This is a genomic window from Methylobacterium sp. Leaf108 (genome assembly GCF_001423265.1).
Taxonomy (GTDB): domain Bacteria; phylum Pseudomonadota; class Alphaproteobacteria; order Rhizobiales; family Beijerinckiaceae; genus Methylobacterium.
Genome location: NZ_LMND01000031.1, coordinates 82,949 through 101,459, shown reverse-complemented (window position 1 = coordinate 101,459; position 18,511 = coordinate 82,949). Strand labels below are relative to the sequence as shown.

At 69.9% G+C, this 18,511-nt stretch carries 22 protein-coding genes; 10 read left to right on the top strand and 12 right to left on the bottom strand.

Annotation, left to right across the window (positions count from 1 at the left end; genetic code table 11):
* The first annotated feature begins 69 nt into the window (after positions 1-69).
* The 3 genes from folP to folK are packed head-to-tail and all read left to right on the top strand — an operon-like array spanning position 70 to position 1,771.
* Positions 70-921 carry a dihydropteroate synthase gene (gene folP / locus ASF39_RS15160; RefSeq protein ID WP_056285406.1) on the top strand — a complete coding sequence of 284 codons (852 nt, stop codon included), beginning with the start codon at positions 70-72 and terminating at the stop codon, positions 919-921.
* A complete protein-coding gene (gene folB / locus ASF39_RS15155; protein ID WP_056285403.1) occupies positions 918-1,298 on the top strand; it encodes a dihydroneopterin aldolase in 381 nt (126 codons plus the stop codon). Before folP ends, folB begins: the two co-directional genes overlap by 4 nt.
* Positions 1,295-1,771, top strand: coding sequence for a 2-amino-4-hydroxy-6-hydroxymethyldihydropteridine diphosphokinase (folK, locus tag ASF39_RS15150; RefSeq protein ID WP_055889155.1), 477 nt, complete (start codon positions 1,295-1,297; stop codon positions 1,769-1,771). Before folB ends, folK begins: the two co-directional genes overlap by 4 nt.
* A 161-nt stretch (positions 1,772-1,932) precedes the next feature.
* Here the strand turns inward: folK and xoxJ are convergent, their stop codons facing one another.
* From xoxJ to ASF39_RS15120, 6 genes are all read right to left on the bottom strand, one after another.
* A complete protein-coding gene (gene xoxJ / locus ASF39_RS15145) occupies positions 1,933-2,778 on the bottom strand; it encodes a rare earth element methanol dehydrogenase accessory protein XoxJ (protein ID WP_056285400.1) in 846 nt (281 codons plus the stop codon).
* A complete protein-coding gene (locus ASF39_RS15140; RefSeq protein WP_056285755.1) occupies positions 2,778-3,404 on the bottom strand; it encodes a c-type cytochrome, methanol metabolism-related in 627 nt (208 codons plus the stop codon). Before ASF39_RS15140 ends, xoxJ begins: the two co-directional genes overlap by 1 nt.
* A gap of 122 nt (positions 3,405-3,526) precedes the next feature.
* Complete coding sequence (gene xoxF5, locus ASF39_RS15135; protein ID WP_056285393.1) at positions 3,527-5,329, bottom strand: lanthanide-dependent methanol dehydrogenase XoxF5; 1,803 nt, start codon at positions 5,327-5,329, stop codon at positions 3,527-3,529.
* Between the two features lie 705 nt (positions 5,330-6,034).
* On the bottom strand, positions 6,035-6,808 hold the full coding sequence (locus ASF39_RS15130) for an ATP-binding cassette domain-containing protein (RefSeq protein WP_056285389.1): 774 nt from the start codon (positions 6,806-6,808) through the stop codon (positions 6,035-6,037).
* Positions 6,789-7,526, bottom strand: coding sequence for an ABC transporter permease subunit (locus tag ASF39_RS15125; protein WP_055889142.1), 738 nt, complete (start codon positions 7,524-7,526; stop codon positions 6,789-6,791). Before ASF39_RS15125 ends, ASF39_RS15130 begins: the two co-directional genes overlap by 20 nt.
* Positions 7,527-7,605: 79 nt before the next feature.
* Positions 7,606-8,610, bottom strand: a complete 1,005-nt coding sequence (locus ASF39_RS15120; protein ID WP_056285388.1) for an ABC transporter substrate-binding protein — start codon at positions 8,608-8,610, stop codon at positions 7,606-7,608.
* 285 nt (positions 8,611-8,895) lie between these two features.
* On the opposite strand from ASF39_RS15120, the gene ASF39_RS15115 reads away from it, so the two are divergent.
* Complete coding sequence (locus tag ASF39_RS15115) at positions 8,896-9,273, top strand: 4a-hydroxytetrahydrobiopterin dehydratase (RefSeq protein ID WP_055889136.1); 378 nt, start codon at positions 8,896-8,898, stop codon at positions 9,271-9,273.
* A gap of 25 nt (positions 9,274-9,298) precedes the next feature.
* Here the strand turns inward: ASF39_RS15115 and ASF39_RS15110 are convergent, their stop codons facing one another.
* From ASF39_RS15110 to ASF39_RS15090, 5 genes are all read right to left on the bottom strand, one after another.
* Positions 9,299-9,520: a hypothetical protein gene (locus ASF39_RS15110; RefSeq protein ID WP_055889132.1), complete on the bottom strand. Its 222-nt coding sequence runs from the start codon at positions 9,518-9,520 to the stop codon at positions 9,299-9,301.
* Between the two features lie 102 nt (positions 9,521-9,622).
* Positions 9,623-9,976, bottom strand: a complete 354-nt coding sequence (locus tag ASF39_RS20700; protein ID WP_082494594.1) for a HepT-like ribonuclease domain-containing protein — start codon at positions 9,974-9,976, stop codon at positions 9,623-9,625.
* Positions 9,976-10,248, bottom strand: a complete 273-nt coding sequence (locus ASF39_RS15100) for a nucleotidyltransferase domain-containing protein (RefSeq protein WP_200938232.1) — start codon at positions 10,246-10,248, stop codon at positions 9,976-9,978. Before ASF39_RS15100 ends, ASF39_RS20700 begins: the two co-directional genes overlap by 1 nt.
* Positions 10,249-10,335: 87 nt before the next feature.
* Positions 10,336-11,193: a metallophosphoesterase gene (locus ASF39_RS15095; protein ID WP_056285752.1), complete on the bottom strand. Its 858-nt coding sequence runs from the start codon at positions 11,191-11,193 to the stop codon at positions 10,336-10,338.
* Entirely contained in the window at positions 11,190-11,807 is a 618-nt protein-coding gene (locus ASF39_RS15090) for a cation transporter (protein ID WP_055889120.1), read from the bottom strand. The genes ASF39_RS15095 and ASF39_RS15090 overlap by 4 nt, the downstream gene beginning before the upstream one ends.
* Positions 11,808-12,006: 199 nt before the next feature.
* On the opposite strand from ASF39_RS15090, the gene croR reads away from it, so the two are divergent.
* The 6 genes from croR to ASF39_RS15060 all read left to right on the top strand — a co-directional run bounded on the left by croR (position 12,007) and on the right by ASF39_RS15060 (position 17,674).
* Positions 12,007-12,486: a 3-hydroxybutyryl-CoA dehydratase gene (gene croR / locus ASF39_RS15085; RefSeq protein WP_055889117.1), complete on the top strand. Its 480-nt coding sequence runs from the start codon at positions 12,007-12,009 to the stop codon at positions 12,484-12,486.
* Positions 12,487-12,493: 7 nt separating this feature from the next.
* Positions 12,494-13,345, top strand: a complete 852-nt coding sequence (locus tag ASF39_RS15080) for an RNA methyltransferase (RefSeq protein WP_056285385.1) — start codon at positions 12,494-12,496, stop codon at positions 13,343-13,345.
* Positions 13,346-13,474: 129 nt separating this feature from the next.
* A complete protein-coding gene (gene crtI, locus ASF39_RS15075) occupies positions 13,475-15,055 on the top strand; it encodes a phytoene desaturase family protein (protein WP_056285382.1) in 1,581 nt (526 codons plus the stop codon).
* Entirely contained in the window at positions 15,052-15,483 is a 432-nt protein-coding gene (locus tag ASF39_RS15070; RefSeq protein WP_244472428.1) for a DUF2141 domain-containing protein, read from the top strand. Before crtI ends, ASF39_RS15070 begins: the two co-directional genes overlap by 4 nt.
* A 14-nt stretch (positions 15,484-15,497) precedes the next feature.
* Positions 15,498-16,478 carry an ABC transporter ATP-binding protein gene (locus tag ASF39_RS15065; RefSeq protein ID WP_056285380.1) on the top strand — a complete coding sequence of 327 codons (981 nt, stop codon included), beginning with the start codon at positions 15,498-15,500 and terminating at the stop codon, positions 16,476-16,478.
* A complete protein-coding gene (locus ASF39_RS15060; RefSeq protein ID WP_055889104.1) occupies positions 16,475-17,674 on the top strand; it encodes an ABC transporter permease in 1,200 nt (399 codons plus the stop codon). Before ASF39_RS15065 ends, ASF39_RS15060 begins: the two co-directional genes overlap by 4 nt.
* A 16-nt stretch (positions 17,675-17,690) precedes the next feature.
* Here ASF39_RS15060 and ASF39_RS15055 read toward each other — a convergent pair whose 3' ends face one another.
* Positions 17,691-18,509: a transporter substrate-binding domain-containing protein gene (locus ASF39_RS15055; protein ID WP_244472436.1), complete on the bottom strand. Its 819-nt coding sequence runs from the start codon at positions 18,507-18,509 to the stop codon at positions 17,691-17,693.
* Positions 18,510-18,511 lie beyond the last annotated feature (2 nt).

The window sequence follows — 18,511 nt, the reverse complement described above, 5'->3', positions numbered from 1 at the left end:
TTTCGCGGGGATGACACGGGGGCGGTCCGGGTCTGCCGGGCATGCCCCCTTCCCGAGTGACGAGACGCCGTGCCGACAGCTCCAACGCCCCTCGCCGCGCTGCTTCCGGACCTCGGGCGCCGCACCCTGGTCATGGGCATCCTCAACGTCACGCCCGATTCCTTCTCCGACGGCGGTCGCTTCCAGGCCCTCGACGCGGCCCGGGACCAGGCCGGGACCCTGGTGACCGAGGGCGCCGCCCTCGTCGACATCGGCGGCGAGTCGACCCGCCCCGGACATGTCCCGGTGACCGCGGAGGAGGAGCAGGCGCGCGTCCTGCCGGTGATCCGCGCCCTCGCCCCGCATCTCGGCGTGCCGATCTCCATCGATACCTACAAGGCCTCCACCGCCCGCCTCGCCCTGGAGGCGGGAGCCACCATCGTCAACGACGTCTGGGGCCTGCAACGCGAGCCCGACATCGCCACCGTGGCCGCCGCCCACGGGGCGCCGGTGATGGTGATGCACAACCGCGAGGCCATCGATCCGGGGATCGACATCGTCGCCGACATGCTGGCCTTTTTCGAACGCTCCCTGGCGATCGCCCGGCGTGCCGGCATCCATGACCGCGACATCGTCCTCGATCCGGGCATCGGCTTCGGCAAGAGCTGGGCACAGCATCTCGAGGCCCTGCGGCGCCTCCCCGAGATCCGGGCTCTCGGCTTTCCCGTGCTCGTGGGCGTCTCGCGAAAGTCGCTGCTCGGGCGGCTGCAGGAGGGCGAGACCCGGCCGGCCGACCGGCTGTCGGGATCCATCGCCGCGCATGTCCTCTCGGCCACCCTCGGCGCCGACATCGTGCGCGTCCACGACGTGCGCGCCCATGTCGATGCCCTGCGCGTCGTCGATGCGGTGATGCGTCCTCCGCTTGAGGCGGCATCGGCATGACCGACCACATCCTCGTCGAGCGCATCGCCGTCTTCGCCTATCACGGCCTGCTGGCCGAGGAGGCGCGCATCGGGCAGCGCTTCTACATCTCCCTCGATTGCACCCTCGATCTCGGCCCGGCCGGACGCTCCGACGCGGTCGCCGCCACGGTCAGCTACGCCGATCTCACCGCCGTCGTCGTCCGGATCGCCACGGAGCGGCGCTTCGACCTGATCGAGGCCCTGGCCGAGGCCATCGCCACCGCCCTCCTCGACGGGTTCCCCCTCCTCGACGGCGTGACGGTGCGGGTGGACAAGCCGAGCGCGCCGGTGCCGGCGGTGATCGACGGGGTCTCGGTCGTGATCGCGCGGCAGCGGCGCTCCGCGGTGTCGGCATGACGGCCGCCTATCTTGGCCTCGGCAGCAACATCGGCGACAAGGCGGCGATCCTGGCCGAAGCGGTGGCGCGACTGGCGGTGACGCCCGGCATCCGCATCACGGCGCGGTCGAGCGACTATCGCACGCCGCCCTGGGGCGACACCGAGCAGGACTGGTTCCTGAATGCCGCCGTGGCCGTCGACACGACCCTGAGCCCGCATGCCCTGCTCGAAGCGGGGCTGGCCATCGAGACCGCCCTCGGCCGGGTTCGCGAACGCCGATGGGGGCCACGGGTCATCGACATCGACGTCCTCTTCTACGACGGCGCCGACATCGCCGACGAGCGGCTGGTGCTGCCGCACCGGTTCGTGCGCGAACGCGCCTTCGTCCTCGTCCCCCTGGCCGAGATCGCGCCCGACCTCATGATCGGCCCGGTGACCGTGACGCAGGCCCTGTCGGCGCTCGACGCCACCGGGATCGAACGGATGGCGTGATACGGTTTCCGCTTGGATCAAGCGGGAACCGTATCACCGAGCCCGCGCGGCGCCTGAGCGAAGCCCATGTCCGCACCACAAAGTGATCAACCGGAAATGGCGTGACAGAAAAAAGGCCGGTTCGCGGAACCGGCCTTTCGTCGTCGCCGGCCGGACCGGGATTATTTCGAGGGTTCGAGAAGGGTGTTGCCTTCTTCCGCCAGGAGCGGAACCTCGAACTCCCGCAGCACCGCTTCGATATCGGCCCGGCGCTTGCGCAGGACCGCGTTGAGGCTGCGCTTCCAGTCGTTCTCCTCGAGGCGGACGCCCATGGCGATCCGGAAGCTCAGGGGCGGGCGGTCCGGCTCGTTGAGGAGCGGGACCACGTCCATCCCGACGCCGCTCTGCTTGGCGAGCCAGCCGGCGGCAGGCCCCCACAGGACGGCGGCATCGAGCTTCTTCTCCGCGAGGTCGGCCACGATCTCGGCGGACACCGTCTGGTGCTTGCGGCCGGGATCGAGCTGGTAGGGCGCGTAGGTCCGCATCTTCCCGATCAGCCCGATCTCGCCCATCCGCGAGACCGGCGGCGTTCCGGCGATCACGCCGATGCTCTTGTCCTTGAGCTTGGGGTCGTCGAGGCGCGTGACGCCGTCGTACTCCCCCCGGCGGGTGATCAGCGCATAGGCCGAACGGTAATAGGGGTTGGTGTTCTGCACGCCATCGGCGCCGGAGGTCGACCCGATGATGAGGTCGCACAGACCGGTGCCGAGGGTGTTGCGAACGAACCCCGGTCCCTGCGTCAGCCAGTAGTACCGGACCTTGACCTTGAGCTCGTCGCCGATGATGGCGGCGATCCTGTTCTCGAAACCGTTCTCGCGCCGGTCCGAGAACGGCATGTTGCCCGGATCCCCGCAGACGCGCAGCACGTCCGGCGTCACGAGGTCGGGGAGAGTCTGTGAACGGGCCGGAAGCGCCCCTGCCGTCACCAGCAGGAGCGCGATGGCGTTCCGGAGTGCCGGGCGCATCATCAGCCGCCCAGGCATTCCTTTTCGGCCGCACGGGCAGCCTCGGGCTTCTCTTCCTTGTCGCCCGGACGGATGCGCGGCATCGCGCCGGATGCACGGGCCTTCAGGTACACATAGAGGTCGTCGGCGTAGCACATGACGTTCTTGTTGTCGCCGAAAGCCGGCATCACGCTCTGGCCGCCCGCGCTCTCGTTCTTCTTGCCGCCCGCGATGATACCGACGAACTCCTCGTAGGACAGGCGCTTGAGCGAGTCCTTCAGGGCCGGCGCATAGGTCGAGCCCATGGCATCGGGGCCGTGGCAGACGTGGCATTCGGCATGGTAGCGGCGGTAGCCCGAGTAGGCGTACCAGTCGAACTTCTTGCCGTCGTTGGAGATGTGGTAGGTCGGGGCGCCGTCCTTGTCGATGTACTTACCGTCTTCGACCTTGACCGCCTGATACTTGTCGAGAAGCTTCGGGTCCTGCTCACCGGATTTGTCGTTCGGGTCGAGCTGGTTCGCCAGAGCCGCATCGGCGGGCTTCGCATCTTGAGCGTGGACCGACAGTGTCGCGACGGACGCGAGGGCGACAAAGGCCAGGACCGGACGGATTGCTGCTTTGCTCAGGTAGTGCAACGACGTTTCTCCCATCTTGTATATCACATCGGCCAACATGCCGGATGTCACGACCATTCTTGAGGTGATCTAATCATAAAGGTGCCGGCGCGGAAACCCGCGCCGGCACCCTGAGGTTCAACGTGTCGTGCGACCGATTAGTTCGGCAGGGCGAACACGGTGAGCTGACCACCGAGGTTGGTGTAGTTCGACAGAGCGGCGTAGCCACCCACCGCACCGAGGCCGGCGTTCGGATCGGTCAGACCGGCGGCGAGGCCGATGCCGGCCCATCCACCGACACCCGACAGGATGCCGACGAACTGCTTGCCCTTGTGCTGGTAGGTCATCACGTTGCCGATGATGCCCGACGGGGTCTTGAACTTGTAGAGTTCCTTGCCCGACTTGGCGTCGACGGCCTTCAGGTAGCCCTCGAGGGTACCGTAGAACACCACGTCACCGGCGGTGGCGAGAGCACCGGACCAGACCGAGAACTGCTCGGCGTTGGACCAGGCGATCTTGCCCTTCACGCCGTCCCAGGCGATGAAGTTGCCCATGCCGCCATGGCTGCCCGGAGCCGGGTACATGGCGAGCGTGGCACCGACGTAGGGCTGGCCCGGGGTGTAGGTCACCCGGAACGGCTCGTAGTCCATGCAGACGTGGTTGGTGGGGACGTAGAACAGGTTGGTCTTGGGCGAGAACGCAGCAGGCTGCTGGTCCTTGGTGCCGAGAGCGGCGGGGCAGATACCCTTGGAGTTGGTATCTTCACCGTTCTGCTCGGTGGAGTACTTGGCCTGGACGAGCGGACGACCGTAGGTCTTCGAGCTCTTGTCCATGTCGACCTTGGAGGCCCAGTTCACGACCGGATCGAACTTCTCGGCGACGAGGAGCTCGCCGGTGGCGCGATCGAGGGTGTAGCCGAAGCCGTTACGGTCGAAGTGCGTCAGCAGCGGACGGTCCTTACCATCGACCTTCTGGTCGGTGAGGATCATCTCGTTGATGCCGTCGTAGTCCCACTCGTCGTGAGGGGTCATCTGGTAGACCCACTTGGTCATACCGGTGTCGACGTCACGGGCGAAAACGGTCATCGACCACTTGTTGTCGCCGGGACGCTGCTTGGGGTTCCAGGTCGAGGGGTTGCCCGAGCCGTAGTACATGGCGTTCAGCTTGGGGTCGTAGGAGAACCAGCCCCAGGTGCAGCCGCCGCCGGTCTTCCACTGGTCACCTTCCCAGGTGGTGATGGAGGAGTCCTTGCCGACCGGCTTGCCGAGGTGGGTGGTCTTGGTGGGGTCGATGATCAGCTGCTCGTCGGTGCCGACCGAGTAACCGCGCCACACCTTCTTGCCGCTCTTGGCGTCGTAGGCGGTGACGTGGCACTGCACGCCGAACTCGCCGCCGGAGATGCCGACGATGATCTTGTCCTTGACGGGCAGGACGGTGGCGGTGTTGGTCTCGCCCTTCTTGGGGTCGCCGTTGACGACGGACCAGTTCACCTTGCCGGACTTGGCGTCGAGCGAGACGACGGTGGTGTCGGCCTGGTGCAGGATGATGGCGCCGTCGGCGTAGGCCAGGCCACGGTTGACCGTGTCACAGCACATCACCGGGATGACGCTCGGGTCCTGCTTGGGCTCGTACTTCCAGAGGATCTTGCCGTCCTGATCGAGATCGAGGGCGTACACGATGTTCGGGAAGGGGGTGTGGACGTACATCACGTTGCCCACGACGAGGGGCGAGCCCTCGTGGCCGCGCAGCACGCCGGTCGAGAACGTCCAGGCCACCTGCAGGTTCTTGACGTTGCCGGCGTTGATCTGGTCGAGCTTCGAATAGCGGGTGTTGGCGTAGTCGACGGTCTGAAGGACCTGCTCGGCCGGGTTGGCCGTGCGCTTCAGGACGTCTTCGTTGGCGAAAGCCGGGGCCGAAGCCATCAGGCCGGCGCCGAGTGCGAGAAGATGGACCGCTCTCATGCATTCCTCCGACAAGTCTTTACAGCCGTCATCCGCTCGCATGAGCGGCATGTCCGGTGCGACCTGCTGTTTGCGACTGGGACTCGATCGCCTCGGTGGCTTCGCCAAACCCTTCCGGCAACGAACCTTTTCGCTGCCTTCCGTCTTTGCCGGCCGGACCCCGCTATCCCTTTGCGGCGCCCCTCAAAACCAAAGCTTGAATGAACTCTAAGAAAAAAACGGGCGGCGTCAACACGCTTCGCCAAAGCTCAGCGGTGCGGCCGGGACAGTGATGGTTGACGGTTTGTCTCGGCGGGCCCGGTCTTCGCCCCGCAAAATCGAATGGTGCAGCGCAAAAAGAAGACGAGGGTCGATAAAGCGATTTATAGCAACGACCCCTTTGTTCATGCGCTCCTTGCATGTCTCGCCGGTCTCCCTTTGCTCTCCATGCCGTTCGAGGGGCCGAAGGGCCCGTCGCGGTGCGTCTCGACAATCGTTTCGATACCCGCACGGCCGTGGACGGCAGTTGGATGCAACATGTTGCATGATGGCGGCAGTCAATGGGTGACGCGATTCAGGGCGCGCGATCGCGTCCGCGGTCTCGATTTCGCACGATCTGATCGTGTGTGCGCCTTCTCGCCGCAGAACCCGCCGACGAAACCGTGATCGCCCCCTGCCTCGCCGGAAGGCCTTGAGGCGGTACTTTTTCGCCTCCCGTGCGCGATCTCAGGCCGCGATGATGCCGGGAAAGCGAGTCGCGAGGCCCCGGCGGGTTTCCTCGGTCCAGCTGCGCGGTCGGTCGGAGCGCGGGCGATCGAGGGGAATCGTCGCCATCAGGCTCGCCGGCCGGCCCGAGAGCAGCAGGAGGCGGTCGGCCATCTCGATTGCCTCGGCGACGTTGTGGGTCACCATCAGCACGCTCACGCCTGCGCGGGTCACGCTCTCCACCACGATCGCCCGCAGCGCCGCGGCCGAGGCGTCGTCGAGGGAGACGAAGGGTTCGTCGAGGATCAGGATCCGCGGCGCCAGCGCCAGCGCCCGTGCCAGGGCCACCCGGCGCGCCATGCCCAGCGAGAGGGCGCGCGGGTAGCGGCCGCGCCAGGGAGAGAGGCCGAGGGAGTCGAACAGGGCGTCGAGGTCGCGGCCACGCTGCGGGCGCGGCAACGCGAGCCGCACGTTCTGCTCCACCGTGCGCCACGGCATCAGGCGCGGCTCCTGGAACACCATGCCGATGCCGGCCCCGGCCGGATCGGGCACGACGCTGCCCTCGTAATCGGGGTCGAGGCCGAGCAGGATGCGCAGGGTCGTGGTCTTGCCCGCCCCCGACGGTCCGATCAGGCAGGCGATCTCGCCGGCGACGACCGAGAAGGCGAGGTCGCGCACCGCCTCCACCGGCTCCGGGCCGGTGCCGCCGTAGACCTTGCGGCGGATGGCGACCGACAGGACGACCTCGCCCGCCGCCCGAGAGTCCGCACGCACGTCAGCGCCAGCGTCGGACATGGGCCTCGAGCCTCTGCAGGATCAGGATGTCGATGGCGATCATCACGCTCATGAAGACGATGCTGTAGCCGACGATCGCCGCGACGTTCAGGCTCTGCACGAAGTAGAAGTTGATGGCGAAGCCGACCCCGTTGGGCCGGCCCAGCAGCTCGATCACCAGGACGATCTTCCAGGACAGCGACAGCCCCGAGCGTGCCGCGGCCACCACGAACGGCTGGAGTTGCGGCACCAAGACGTGCGCGATCCAGGTGCGCCGGTCGAAGCGGTAGGTCCGGGCCATCTCCTCCAGCTGCGGATCGAGGCCGCGGGCACCCTCGCGCAGGATCACCGCCACGTTGGGCAGCTTGTTGAGGACGACGGCCAGCACCGCCGCCCCCTCGTTGAGCCCGACCCAGATGTAGGCCAGCACCGTGATCACCAGGGCGGGGGTGTTGAGCAGGATCAGGAGGGGGGTGTCGAGGACGAGGTTGAGCCGCCTGAATCGCCCCAGCGCGATGCCGAGGATCACCCCCAGCACCATGGCGATGAGGAAGGATACGCCCACCCGCGCCAGGGTCAGGCCGACGTTGCGCCAGAGGTCGCCGGTGGCCGATTCGGATACGATGAACGCCAGGATGGTCAGGGGGGCGGGCAGCAGGCGTGAGTCCGCGAGCATGGCCGCGACCTGCCAGCCGGCCAGCAGCACGAGCACCGAGACGAGGCGGGTGGCAAAGCCCATGAGCTTACCGCCGGGTCCGTGATGGCGGCTGGGCCGCGGTCCGCCGGAGGGTCATGTCGGGCATGTCGGGGCGGCCAACTCAGGCGGTGCCGTCGAAATAGAGCCCGGCCGGCAGGGTCTTGCCCGCTCCGACGAGGCGCTCGCCCCCGAGCCTGGCCAGCACGCCGTAGAGGCGTTCGCCGTCCGAGCGCTCGGTGTCGAGGGCACGCTGCGGGATGCCGGCGAGGAAGTCGCGCTTGAGCGCCTCGAAGGTCGGCGCGTCCTCGGCCGACATCAACGGCCTCACGATCTCCCAGGCGGAGGGGTCGGTGGCCAGCAGCGCCTTTGCGGCCTTCGAGGCCCGGGCGAACCCGGCGATCGCCTCGGGCTTGGCCTTCACGGTGCCCGCGTCGAACAGGTAGCCGATCAGGGCGATCGACCCGGTGGCGCCGAAACCGCGCATGATCTCGTCGGCTCCGATCAGCCGGCGAAAGCCCTTGGGCTCGAGGCGGGCGCAATAGGTCCAGTAGAGCAGGCCCGCGTCGAGTTCGCCCTGTTCCAGCTTCAGTGCCAGCAGCGGCGGCGCGCCGAAGGCGACGTTGGCCACCGACTCGAGGTCGATGCCGGCCACGTCGCGGGCCTGCGCCTTGAGGAGCAGCCAGTTCTTGTCGAGGGGGCCGCCGGCGACGCCGAGGCGCTTGCCGGCGAGATCCTTGAGCGAGGCGATCCCGCTCCCGGCCGCCACCATCAGTGAGCCCTCCGTGGTGGAATAGGGCATGAACCGCACCGGACGGCCGTCGTTGCCGAGCCGCGCCGCCCACAGGAGGTCGCCGACGATGGTGTCGACCTGGCCGCCCATGAAGGCGATGCGCGCCGCGTCGTTGCCGGCGAGCTTGACGACGTCGAGGGAAAAGCCGTTGGCCGCGTCGAGGCCGCGCGCCTTGATGACGGCGGCCTCCCAGGAGACGGTGCCGAACGGAAGGCTGCCGACGCTGACCGACCGGGGCGCGGCCACGGCCGGCCGCGCGACGGCGAGCGACCCGGCCAGGGATCCGGCGAGGGACCACAGCGACGCCGTCGCCAGCAACTCGCGCCGTGACAGCATGACCGCATCCTTCCCCGGTGATTCTTCGCTCAGGGCCGCACGATCGCCCGACGCGGCTGGACCGGTCGCGCCGTCATGCAGCTTATTGCCGGTCTAGATAGAGTGGCCCCGCCACCGCGTCCACACGGCCCGGGTGTCCCGGTCGCCCTGGCGGCCCGGCCCGAGCGCGACGTCGGCGCGCAGGTGCCGCGATCGAAAGCCTCACGTCGCCGTTCGATCTTGCCCCGAGGCCGCCCCCCGGCGCAGGGTCGTGCCACCCCCTCTCTCGACAGGAGCGACCCGATCATGGCCGGAACCCGCGACGACGTCCTCGACGACGCCACCATCACCCAGCGCCTCGGTGCCGAGCTGCCGCAGTGGACCTACGAGGGCGGCTGGATCAAGCGCACCTACAAGACCGCGAGCTGGAAGGGCACGCTCATGGTCATCAACACGGTCGGGCACCTGGCCGAGGCCGCCTGGCACCACCCGGATCTCACCGCCTCCTACGCCTGGGTCGAGGTGCGCCTCACCAACCATGCCGCCAAGGGCGTCACCGAGAAGGACTTCGCCCTGGCCAGGAAGATCGAGGAGGTGGTGAGCTGGCAGCCCGGCACCGAGGGCGGCGCCCTCGAAGGCACGCCCACCGATCCGCGCTTCGCCTACGTGAAGTACGACCGATAGCTCCACGCCGGAGTCGTCGCGAAGATCAGTCCGCCTGCTTCACCCGCCGGCATTCGGTCTTGAGGTAGGCGGTCTTGCCGATCTCGGCGCTGAGGTCGGTGCGGGCGATGATCTCCTGCCAGCCGTTGGTGCAGCCGAGCTCGTTGGCCACGCGCACCTTGCGCACCTCGCTCGCCTTGTCGTCGGTGCAGGCCTGCTGCGGGATGCCGTTGGCGCAGACGAGGACGACGGCGATGAAGCTGTTCATGGGAATTGTCCTGGGCGCGCGAGGGTGCGATTTGCGACGGTGCACCTTCCATGACCTTACGCTCGGGACGGCGGGCCGGTTTCACGAGGCCCCGCGCAATCGTCAGTCCTCGTCGAGTTCCCGCAGCATCGCGTCGACGACCGGCGCCAGAATGGGGAGATGTTCGGACAGGATGTTCCATAGTACCGGCGCCTCGACCGCGAAGTAATCGTGGCGCAGGATATTCCCGATGCCTTTGATGTCGGCCCAGGCCGGACCGGGATGACGGTCCGTCAGCTCGAGAGGAAGCGCCCTCACCGCTTCCGAAATGATGAGGATCGCGTGTTCCGTGGTGCGTCGCAGGACGTAGGAGGCCGCAAAGGCCTCCGGTGTCAGCCCGCGGGTGGCTTCGGAGAGATCCCGGATCTCGGCTCGAATGTGTTCGAGACGTATCCTTGGGTTTCGGCTTGCTGCCATCAGAAGACGCGGACGGCCTCACGTTCCACCGTCGGTCGGACGGCCGATGCGAGCCCCTGGCGAGTGGAGTAACCGATCGTGACGCCGGGAAAGGCCTCCACCAGACGCCTGTAGGCACCGACGTAGTTTCGCAAGCCGTAGAAGGCGTCCGTTCCAGGATCCACGAAGACGTCGAGGTCCGATCGGGCCTCTGCCTCGTCGCGGGCGACGGAACCGAAGATCGACAGGCTTTCGACCCCGAATGCCCGGATGTCCGGCTCGATCGCCTTCAAGATGGTCACTGCGTCCTGGCGCCTCATGAGCCGATCCTAGAGCATCGAAGACGGAGGTGGGAACCGGCTTCCTGCGTCGATGACGGGTCACCCCACCTCGATGATCCTGTCGGACTTGAAGCTTCCCCCCTCCACCGGATTCGCCACCCACCTGGTCCGCCCGACCCGGATGTCGTGGCCCGCGTGGAAATGACCCGAGATCCACAGGTCCGGCCGGTCGGAATCGGGGAGGTCGTCGAGGACGCGGCTGGCGTAGAAGGCCGGCAGCCACCAGGGCACGCCCGGCGCGTCGCGGAACGCGTCGGCCGCCATGGTGCCGGCGGGGTGGTGGGTGACGACCACGGTCGGGCCGGCGTGACGCACGGCCAGGGCGGCCATGAGGGTCGCGCGCTCGCGGGCATGGGCCGCCATCGCGTCGCCCGGCGACCACACCGAGCCGTCGCCGTTGCGGATCGCGCCGCGGAACTCGCGCGAGCCGGTGACCGGGTCGGTCATCCGTGCGGCCGCGTAGGCGACGGGGTCGCCGGGGTGCTCGGGATCGGCCGGGTCGAGCCAGCGGCCGGCGAGCGACCAGTCGCTCCACAGGGTAGTGCCCACGAAGCGCACGCCCGCGATCACGACCGCCTCGGCGTCCTGGAGGAGGTGGATGCGGGGCATTCCTCCGCCCCCGTTGATTCGGGCGACCTCCGCGCCCAGCGCCGCCATGAGTTCGGGGGCGGTGCGGCCGTCGCCGGTGGGGGCGTAACGCTCGTGGTTGCCCGGTACCAGCACGATCGGGCGCTCGCCGGCCAGAGCCAGCAGGGCGGCCAGCCCCCGCTCGGGCCGGCCCTCGTGCATGTCCCCGGCACAGACGAGGACGTCGAACGGCCGGCTCGGCGGCGGAATCAGGTCCGGCCGCCGCCGTTCGAGGTGGAGGTCCGAGATCGGGAACAGGCGCAGGCTCATCGGGTCGTCTCCTCGCCCGCCCGCGCGGCCCGCCATTCGGCGCGGGCGGCACGGACGATGTCGCCGGCCGAATCGGCGTTGAGGACGGCGATGCCCGCCGCCGCCACGAGGTCGGGCCAGGGCGAGAGCGTCATCGCCGTGGCAAGCCCCGCCGCGATGATGGCGAGGTTGGCGAAGGCGTCGTTGCGGGCCGAGAGGAAGGCGGCCCGCGTCAGGCTGCCGCCGCCGTCGCGGTGGGCGCTGAGCATGGCGGCACAGGTGAGGTTCACGGCGAGCGCCCCGAGTCCGGTGAGCGTCAGCGGGATCGGGTCGGGGGGCGCCATCGTCGCGAACTTCTGCCAGGCGGCGTAGGCGGTGGCGATCGCCGGTAGCATCAGGATGGCGGCCAGCGCCATCCCAAGGCGGGCCCGGTTGCGCAGGCTCCAGCCGATGCCGGCGAAGATCAGCAGGTTGATCGCCGCGTCCTCCAGGAAGTCGAGGCTGTCGGCGATGAGGGCCACCGAGCCGATCGCGAGGGCGACGACGATCTCGATGCCGAAATAGGCGAGGTTGAGCCCGGCGACGCGGGCGACCACCGGGCGCAGGGCCGGGTCGGGGGTAGTCTGGCGAGGCATGGGGTTGGCCGATACTCCGAAGGCCCGGCCTCATGGCGCATCCGCCACGCGCGTGTCGAGGGCGCATTTTCAGGTGGCGGCGGGCTGGATTTGAGTGTTCGCCTGTGTGAAGGGCGATGGACGGCCCCTGCGGCACCAAGCCCTCGCCTGCAACGAGCCCCTGCCCGTATCGGGCGACCGCGACACGGAGACCCCGACGATGATGCCCGAACTGCGCGTCCTCTATTTCGAGGATCTCGAACTCGGCATGTCCGAGACGCTGCTCAAGGTCATCGCCTCGTCCGACGTGGTGGGCTTCGCCGAGATCACCGGCGACCGCAACCCCATCCACCTCTCCGAGCATTTCGCGGCGCGCACCCCCTTCGGCACCCGCATCGCCCACGGCCTCTACACCGCCGGGCTGATCTCGGCAGTGCTCGGCACCCGCTTGCCCGGTCCGGGGGCCATCTACATTTCCCAGACCCTGAACTTTCGCGCGCCGGTGCGCATCGGCGACACCGTCGAGGTAAAGGTCGAGGTGGCCGAGTTGGTGCCCGAGCGCCGCCGCGCCCGCCTCAAGTGCACCTGTTCCGTCGCCGGCGAGGTCGTCCTCGACGGCGAGGCCCTGGTGAAGGTGCCGACCAAGGCGGAGGCCGACCCGCTGGCGATCCGGATGGGGGGGCGCGCCCCGGAGGCGTGACGCGGGCGTGCCCGACGTCTTTGCCATCGACGACCCCGCCGATCCGCGCATCGCCGCCTACGGCGCGATGCGCGAGCGCGACTTGATCGGACGGGCCGGGCGCTTCGTCGTCGAGGGCGAGGTCACCCTGCGCATCGCCCTGTCGGCGCGGTCGCGCTTTTCCCTCGACTCGATCCTGCTGCTGCCCGAGCGGGTCGAGGGCCTGACGGGGGCGATCGCGGCCCTGCCCGCCCCTCCGCCGGTCTACGTCGCTTCGCGCGCGGTCATGAGCGCCATCGCCGGCTTTCCGATCCACCGCGGCGTGCTCGCGGTGGGGGTGGCTGGCCCCGCGCCCGACCCCGAGGCATCGATCCCCCCTGCCCCGGCCGGGGCCCTCGTCGTCGGCCTCCTCGGGCTCACCAACCACGACAACGTCGGCGCGATCTTCCGCAACGCCGCCGCCTTCGGCGTCGACGCGGTCCTGCGCGACGCCGCCACCTGCGATCCGCTCTACCGCAAGGCGATCCGGGTCTCGGCGGGCGCCGCCCTGATCGTGCCCTCGGCGCGCGTGGCCGATGGACATGCCCTCCTCGACCTCGCCGAGCGGCACCACCTCGTACCGCTGGCCATGACGCCGCGGGGACGCACCGACCTCGACCGCCTCGACCACGTTCCGCGCGCCCTGCTCCTGCTCGGCACGGAGGGGCCGGGCCTGGCGCCCGAGGTCATGGCCAGGGCGCGGACCCTGCGGATCGCGATGGCGCCGGGCTTCGATTCCCTCAACGTCGCCACCGCCGGCGCCATCGCGTTGCACCATCTGGCGGGCCGGTCGCGTGCGATGCGCGACAATCGGTGGCAATTGTCGCATACCCAAGCGTAGCCGATGTTGCCCCCAGTCGGTACGCGGCGGCCCCGGGGTTCCAACCGGCCGGCCCCGCCTCGTTTCGGCTGCGCGGGCGAGTGCGCTATGATCGCCGCGTAGGCCCCCAGGCATCGGGAGTTGTGAGCGTTGCTTCAGTCACGGGACGGCTTGCGGACCTTGTCCGGACGCCGAGTCATCATCGTCGGTGCCGGTCCCGGTGGCCTGGCGACGGCCCTGCTCCTCGCCAAGGCGGGGGTCCACGTCACCGTCCTGGAGAAGGACGAGGCGGTCGGCGGGCGCACCAAGACGGTCGAGGCGCCGGGCGGTTTCCGGTTCGACATCGGACCGACCTTCTTCCTTTACCCGCAGATCCTCGCCGACATCTTCGAATCCTGCGGTGAGCGGCTCGAGGACCACATCAAGCTCGAGCGGCTCGATCCGCAGTATCACCTCGTGTTCGAGTCGGGCGGCGAGATCCGCGCCACCAATGACATGGACCGGCTCGAGGCCGAGGTCGCCCGCATCGCCCCCGGCGACGCCCCGAACGTGCGCAAGTTCTTCGCGGACAACCGCGTCAAGCTGAAGTTCTTCAAGCCGATCCTGCAGCAGGCCTTTCACACCCTGCGCTCGATGGCCTCGCCGGCGATGCTCACGGCCCTGCCCCACCTCCACCCGGGCCGCAGCGTCGACCAGGACCTGAAGCGCTACTTCAAGGACCCGCGCATCCGCCTGGCCTTCGCGTTCCAGACCAAATACCTCGGGATGTCGCCGTTCCGGTGCCCGAGCCTGTTCACAATCCTCTCGTTCCTCGAATACGAGCACGGCGTCTATCACCCGGTCGGGGGCTGCGGCGCGGTCTCGGAGGCGATGGCCAACCTCGCCCGGCGCATGGGCGTCGACGTCCGTCTCAACGCCGCGGTCGAGCGCGTCACCTTCACCGGAAAGAAGGCCGACGGCGTCATCGTCGGCGGCGAGCGCATCGGCGCCGACGCGGTGGTGATCAACGGCGACTTCGCCCGTGTCGTACCGGACCTGGTGCCCGAGACTCATCGGCCACGCTGGCGCGACGCCAAGGTCGCCAAGGCGCGCCTCTCGTGCTCCACCTTCATGCTCTACCTCGGCATCGAGGGGAGCGTGCCGGACGCGCTGGGCCACCACACCATCCTGCTCGCCGACGATTACGCCCGCAACATCCGCGAGATCACCGACGGCACGCTGTCGCAGCAGCCCTCGCTCTACGTCCAGCACGCGGGCTTCACCGACGGCGGCATGGCGCCCCCCGGCCACACCAGCCTCTACGTGCTTGTGCCGGTGCCCAACCTCAAGGCTGGCATCGACTGGCCGGGCGTGCGGGCGGACTACCGCCGCCTCGTCCTCGACCGCCTCAAGCTCCTGGGCCTCGGCGACATCGAGTGCCGCATCCGCTACGAGCGCATCGTCGACCCGACCCAGTGGCGCGACGATTTCTTCGTCCACGAGGGCGCCACCTTCAATCTCGCCCACGACCTGATGCAGATGCTGTACTTCCGGCCCCACAACCGCTTCGGGCCGGGGCTCTACCTCGTCGGCGGCGGCACCCATCCGGGTTCGGGCCTGCCGGTGATCTACGAGGGCGCGCGCATCACCGCCCGGCTGCTCATGGAGGAGCTTGCGGCCGGCCGCGTGCCCGTCGAGACCTCCGGGCTGCCCACCACGCCCCCGCTCGCGACCTCGGGCGAGGCCACGTGAGCGTGCTGCGCTGGGCCGCTCCCGCCGTCCTGGGCCTGTCGTTGACGGGGATCGCCGCCGCCGCCACCGTCGAGGTCACCGTCGACGGGATCGAGCCGGTGCAGAGCAACCTGTACGTCGCGCTCTGCCAGGGCGGCCTCTCCGAGGCGAACTGCCGGACCGGGCAGGACGCCCCGGTTCGGGGCACGCTCCAGCGGGTCGTCCTCCAGGACGTCGCGCCGGGGACCTATGCGGTCGCCGTCTTCCAGGACGTCAACGGCAACGGCCGGCTCGACCGGACCGGCCTCGGCCTGCCGATGGAGCCCTACGGCTTTTCCGGCGAGGCCGTGCGCGGCGCCCGGCCCGATTTCGAGCGCGCCCACATCGCCGTGCGCGAACCCGGCCTGTCGGTGCGGGTCCGTCTCTCGCGCGCCCTGCCGCCGCGCTGACCCATCTGCGCGCGATGAGCCAGCCGGACGTGCCCCTGGTCCGGGTCAGGGGGGCCTCGCTCTCCTATCGCGGGCGCCGGGTGGTGGAGGGGGTCGACTGCGTCCTCGACGCGGGCGAGACCCTGGCGCTGCTCGGCCCCAACGGTGCGGGCAAGAGCTCGCTGATGCGCCTCGTCGCCGGCCGGCTGCCGCCGGAATCGGGGACCGTGCGGATCGCCGGGGCCGACCCCTACCGCGAGCGCGCCATCCGTGGCGGCATCGGCTGGGTGCCCCAGGACATCGCCCTCTACCCGCGCCTGAGCGTCGCCGAGAACCTCGACGTGTTCGCCCAGCTCTCCGGCCTCACGCGGCGCGAGCGCCCCGCCCTGGTGCGGGCCGCCCTCGACCTGGCCGACATCGCCGACGTCGCCCGCCGGCCGGTCGGGCTGCTCTCGGGCGGCTACCAGCGCCGGGTCAACATCGCCGCGAGCCTGATGGCGCGGCCGCGGCTCGTCCTCCTCGACGAGCCGACGCAGGGCGTCGACCTCGCCGCCAGGGCCGCGATCCACGCGGTGCTCGCGCGCCTGAGGGCGGAGGGTGCGGCGATCCTCATCGCCAGCCACGATTTCGCCGAGGTCGAGCGCCTCGCCGACCGCATCGCGGTCATGGCCGGCGGCAGGATCGTCCAGGAGGGTCGCCTGTCCGACCTCCTCGCTCGCCTGCACCAGGGCGCGCCCGAGCACGAGGTCGCCCTCGTCGACCTGCCCGACGCGGCGGCCACCGCCGCCCTGCGCGGCGCGGGCTTCACCCCCGTCGATACCGGCCTGACCTGGCGGGCGACCCATCGCGGCGGGCCGGAGGGCGCCGCCCTCCTGTCCGCCCTGCGCGGCCACGGCGTGCCGGTGGGCGAAATCCGCATCCGCGCGCCGGGCGTCGAGACCCTCTACCGTGCCGCCCTCGACCCCGCCCCGGTCGACCGGGGCCATCCGCGCATCGTGGCAAGGAGCCCGTCGTGATCGGTGCCGCCTTCCGGGTCATGCTCCTGAGCCTGCTGCGCGACCGCGCCGCCCTGGCGATGGCGTTCGTGCTGCCGACCGTGATCTTCGTGATCTTCGCGGCGATCTTCTCGGGCGCCATCGGCGACCGCATTCGCATCCACCTCGGCCTCGTCGACCTCGTCGGCAGCGCCACCACCCAGCGCCTGGTCGCCGCCCTCTCCGAGGATCCCTCGCTGCGCATCGAGATGCTGCGCGCCACCTCCATCGCGCAGGCCACGGCGTCCGTCCGCCGCGGCGAGGTCGATGCCGCCCTCGTCCTGCGCGGCGACCTCGACGCCGGCGCCGGCAAGGACGAGGCCGCCCAGCCCGTCGTCCTCGTCGAGAACCCGGCCCGCGCCCTGGCGACGCCGATCGCCCTGGGCCAGCTGCAGCGGGTCCTCAACGAATCGCTGCCCGACGTGGTGCTGGCGCGGATCGTCGCCGACGTCGAACGCTCGGGCAAGATCGGGCCGGACGAGCGCGCCTTCCTTACCTCCGCCTTCGCCGAGCAGCGGGCGCGCAAGGAGCCGTTCTCCTTCGCCTCCCTGGTGGAGCGCCGCTCGACGTCCTCGGGCCAGGCCAACGAGCGGGTCGGCTATTATGCCGGCGCCATCACCGCGGTGTTCCTGCTGTTTGCCGCCATGCAGGGGGCGATGTCCCTGGTGGAGGAGCGCCAGTCGGGCCTCGCCGACCGCCTGATGGCCGGCCCCGGCGGCCTAGCGGTGATCGTGGTCGGCAAGTTCGGCTTCCTGGTGGTGCAGGGCGTGCTCCAGGCCGGGCTCATCTTCACCGCCGCCACCCTGTTCTACGGGGTCGACGTCGGCCCGCATCTGGCGTCCTGGCTCGCGACCTCGCTCCTCGTGTCGGCGATGGCGGCCGGTTTGGCGCTGGCGGCCTGTGCCGCGGCCTCCACCCGCCAGCAGGCGCATCTGGCCTCGACCTTCGGCGTGCTCCTGCTCTCGGCGGTGGGCGGCAGCATGGTGCCGCGCTTCCTGATGCCGCCCTGGCTGCAGGAGGCGGGCTGGTTCACGCCCAACGCCTGGGCGATCGAGGCCTACCAGATGGCGCTGGGCGAAGGCTGGGCCGCGGCGCTGCCGGCCTGGGGCGTGATGATCACCGTCGCGGCGCTCTCGCTGGTGACGGCGGTGGGGCTGGTGTCGCGCCGGGTGGTCTGACCGGCGAGCCCGGCGGTCAGAACGGGCTCACCGGGAAGAAGCGCAGGTAGATCTCGGTGTACTTGCCCTCGTCCCACAGCCGCTGCAGGGCGTCGTCCAGGGCGCGGGACAGGGCAACGTCCTCGCGGCGGGCGACGAAGCCGATGCCCTCGCCGAAGTAGCGGTTCTCCAGGTAGTCGCCGCCGAGGAAGCCGCAGCAGCCCTCGGCCTCGGTGCCGCCGATCCAGAGGGCGAGGGTGAGGCCGTCGGAGAACAAATAGTCGGTCTCGCCGCGCTTGAGCGCGCCCTGCGCCGCGCTGAGATCGGTGAAGTCCTTGGCCAAGGACTTGGGAAAGAACGCCTTGAGGTAGGCCGCATGCGCGCTGCCGCCCAACACCGCCACGGTCCTGCCGGCCAGGGCCTCGGCCGAGGGCGCCGGCAGTCCCCGGTCGCTGCGGGCGGCGAAGCGCGCGGGCCACCGGAAGTACGGCCGCGTCGCCAGGAAGCGGGCGCGCAGGGCCGGCGTCAGCGGGATCGCCGCGGCGACCACGTCGCCCTGGCGCTCGGCCAGGGCGTCGAGGAGGGTATCGAACCGGCGGGCCTGGACGGTGCAGGTGATCGACAGGCGCTCGCAGACCGCGCGGGCGAGCTCGACCACGAAGCCCGTGGGCGTGCCGTCGGGCCCCGAGAAATGCAGCGGCGGAAACTCGTCGTCGGTGAGGAAGCGGACCGGGCGGCCGGTCTGTGGCGCCTCGAGGCGCTCCTGGCGGCTGCGCGGATTCCACAGGTTGGGCACCATCACCCCGGGGGCGGCGGATTTCGAAGCGTCGGTCTTCGAAGCCTCGGTCTTCGGGATCT

What these genes read in the sequence shown, in the direction of transcription:
- folB (WP_056285403.1), top strand. Translation starts at nt 918, where the DNA reads ATGACCGACCACATCCTCGTCGAGCGCATCGCCGTCTTCGCCTATCAC.
- folK (WP_055889155.1), top strand. Translation starts at nt 1,295, where the DNA reads ATGACGGCCGCCTATCTTGGCCTCGGCAGCAACATCGGCGACAAGGCG.
- xoxJ (WP_056285400.1), bottom strand. Translation starts at nt 2,778, where the DNA reads ATGATGCGCCCGGCACTCCGGAACGCCATCGCGCTCCTGCTGGTGACG.
- ASF39_RS15140 (WP_056285755.1), bottom strand. Translation starts at nt 3,404, where the DNA reads ATGGGAGAAACGTCGTTGCACTACCTGAGCAAAGCAGCAATCCGTCCG.
- xoxF5 (WP_056285393.1), bottom strand. Translation starts at nt 5,329, where the DNA reads ATGAGAGCGGTCCATCTTCTCGCACTCGGCGCCGGCCTGATGGCTTCG.
- ASF39_RS15130 (WP_056285389.1), bottom strand. Translation starts at nt 6,808, where the DNA reads ATGTCCGACGCTGGCGCTGACGTGCGTGCGGACTCTCGGGCGGCGGGC.
- ASF39_RS15125 (WP_055889142.1), bottom strand. Translation starts at nt 7,526, where the DNA reads ATGGGCTTTGCCACCCGCCTCGTCTCGGTGCTCGTGCTGCTGGCCGGC.
- ASF39_RS15120 (WP_056285388.1), bottom strand. Translation starts at nt 8,610, where the DNA reads ATGCTGTCACGGCGCGAGTTGCTGGCGACGGCGTCGCTGTGGTCCCTC.
- ASF39_RS15115 (WP_055889136.1), top strand. Translation starts at nt 8,896, where the DNA reads ATGGCCGGAACCCGCGACGACGTCCTCGACGACGCCACCATCACCCAG.
- ASF39_RS15110 (WP_055889132.1), bottom strand. Translation starts at nt 9,520, where the DNA reads ATGAACAGCTTCATCGCCGTCGTCCTCGTCTGCGCCAACGGCATCCCG.
- ASF39_RS20700 (WP_082494594.1), bottom strand. Translation starts at nt 9,976, where the DNA reads ATGGCAGCAAGCCGAAACCCAAGGATACGTCTCGAACACATTCGAGCC.
- ASF39_RS15095 (WP_056285752.1), bottom strand. Translation starts at nt 11,193, where the DNA reads ATGAGCCTGCGCCTGTTCCCGATCTCGGACCTCCACCTCGAACGGCGG.
- ASF39_RS15090 (WP_055889120.1), bottom strand. Translation starts at nt 11,807, where the DNA reads ATGCCTCGCCAGACTACCCCCGACCCGGCCCTGCGCCCGGTGGTCGCC.
- croR (WP_055889117.1), top strand. Translation starts at nt 12,007, where the DNA reads ATGATGCCCGAACTGCGCGTCCTCTATTTCGAGGATCTCGAACTCGGC.
- ASF39_RS15065 (WP_056285380.1), top strand. Translation starts at nt 15,498, where the DNA reads ATGAGCCAGCCGGACGTGCCCCTGGTCCGGGTCAGGGGGGCCTCGCTC.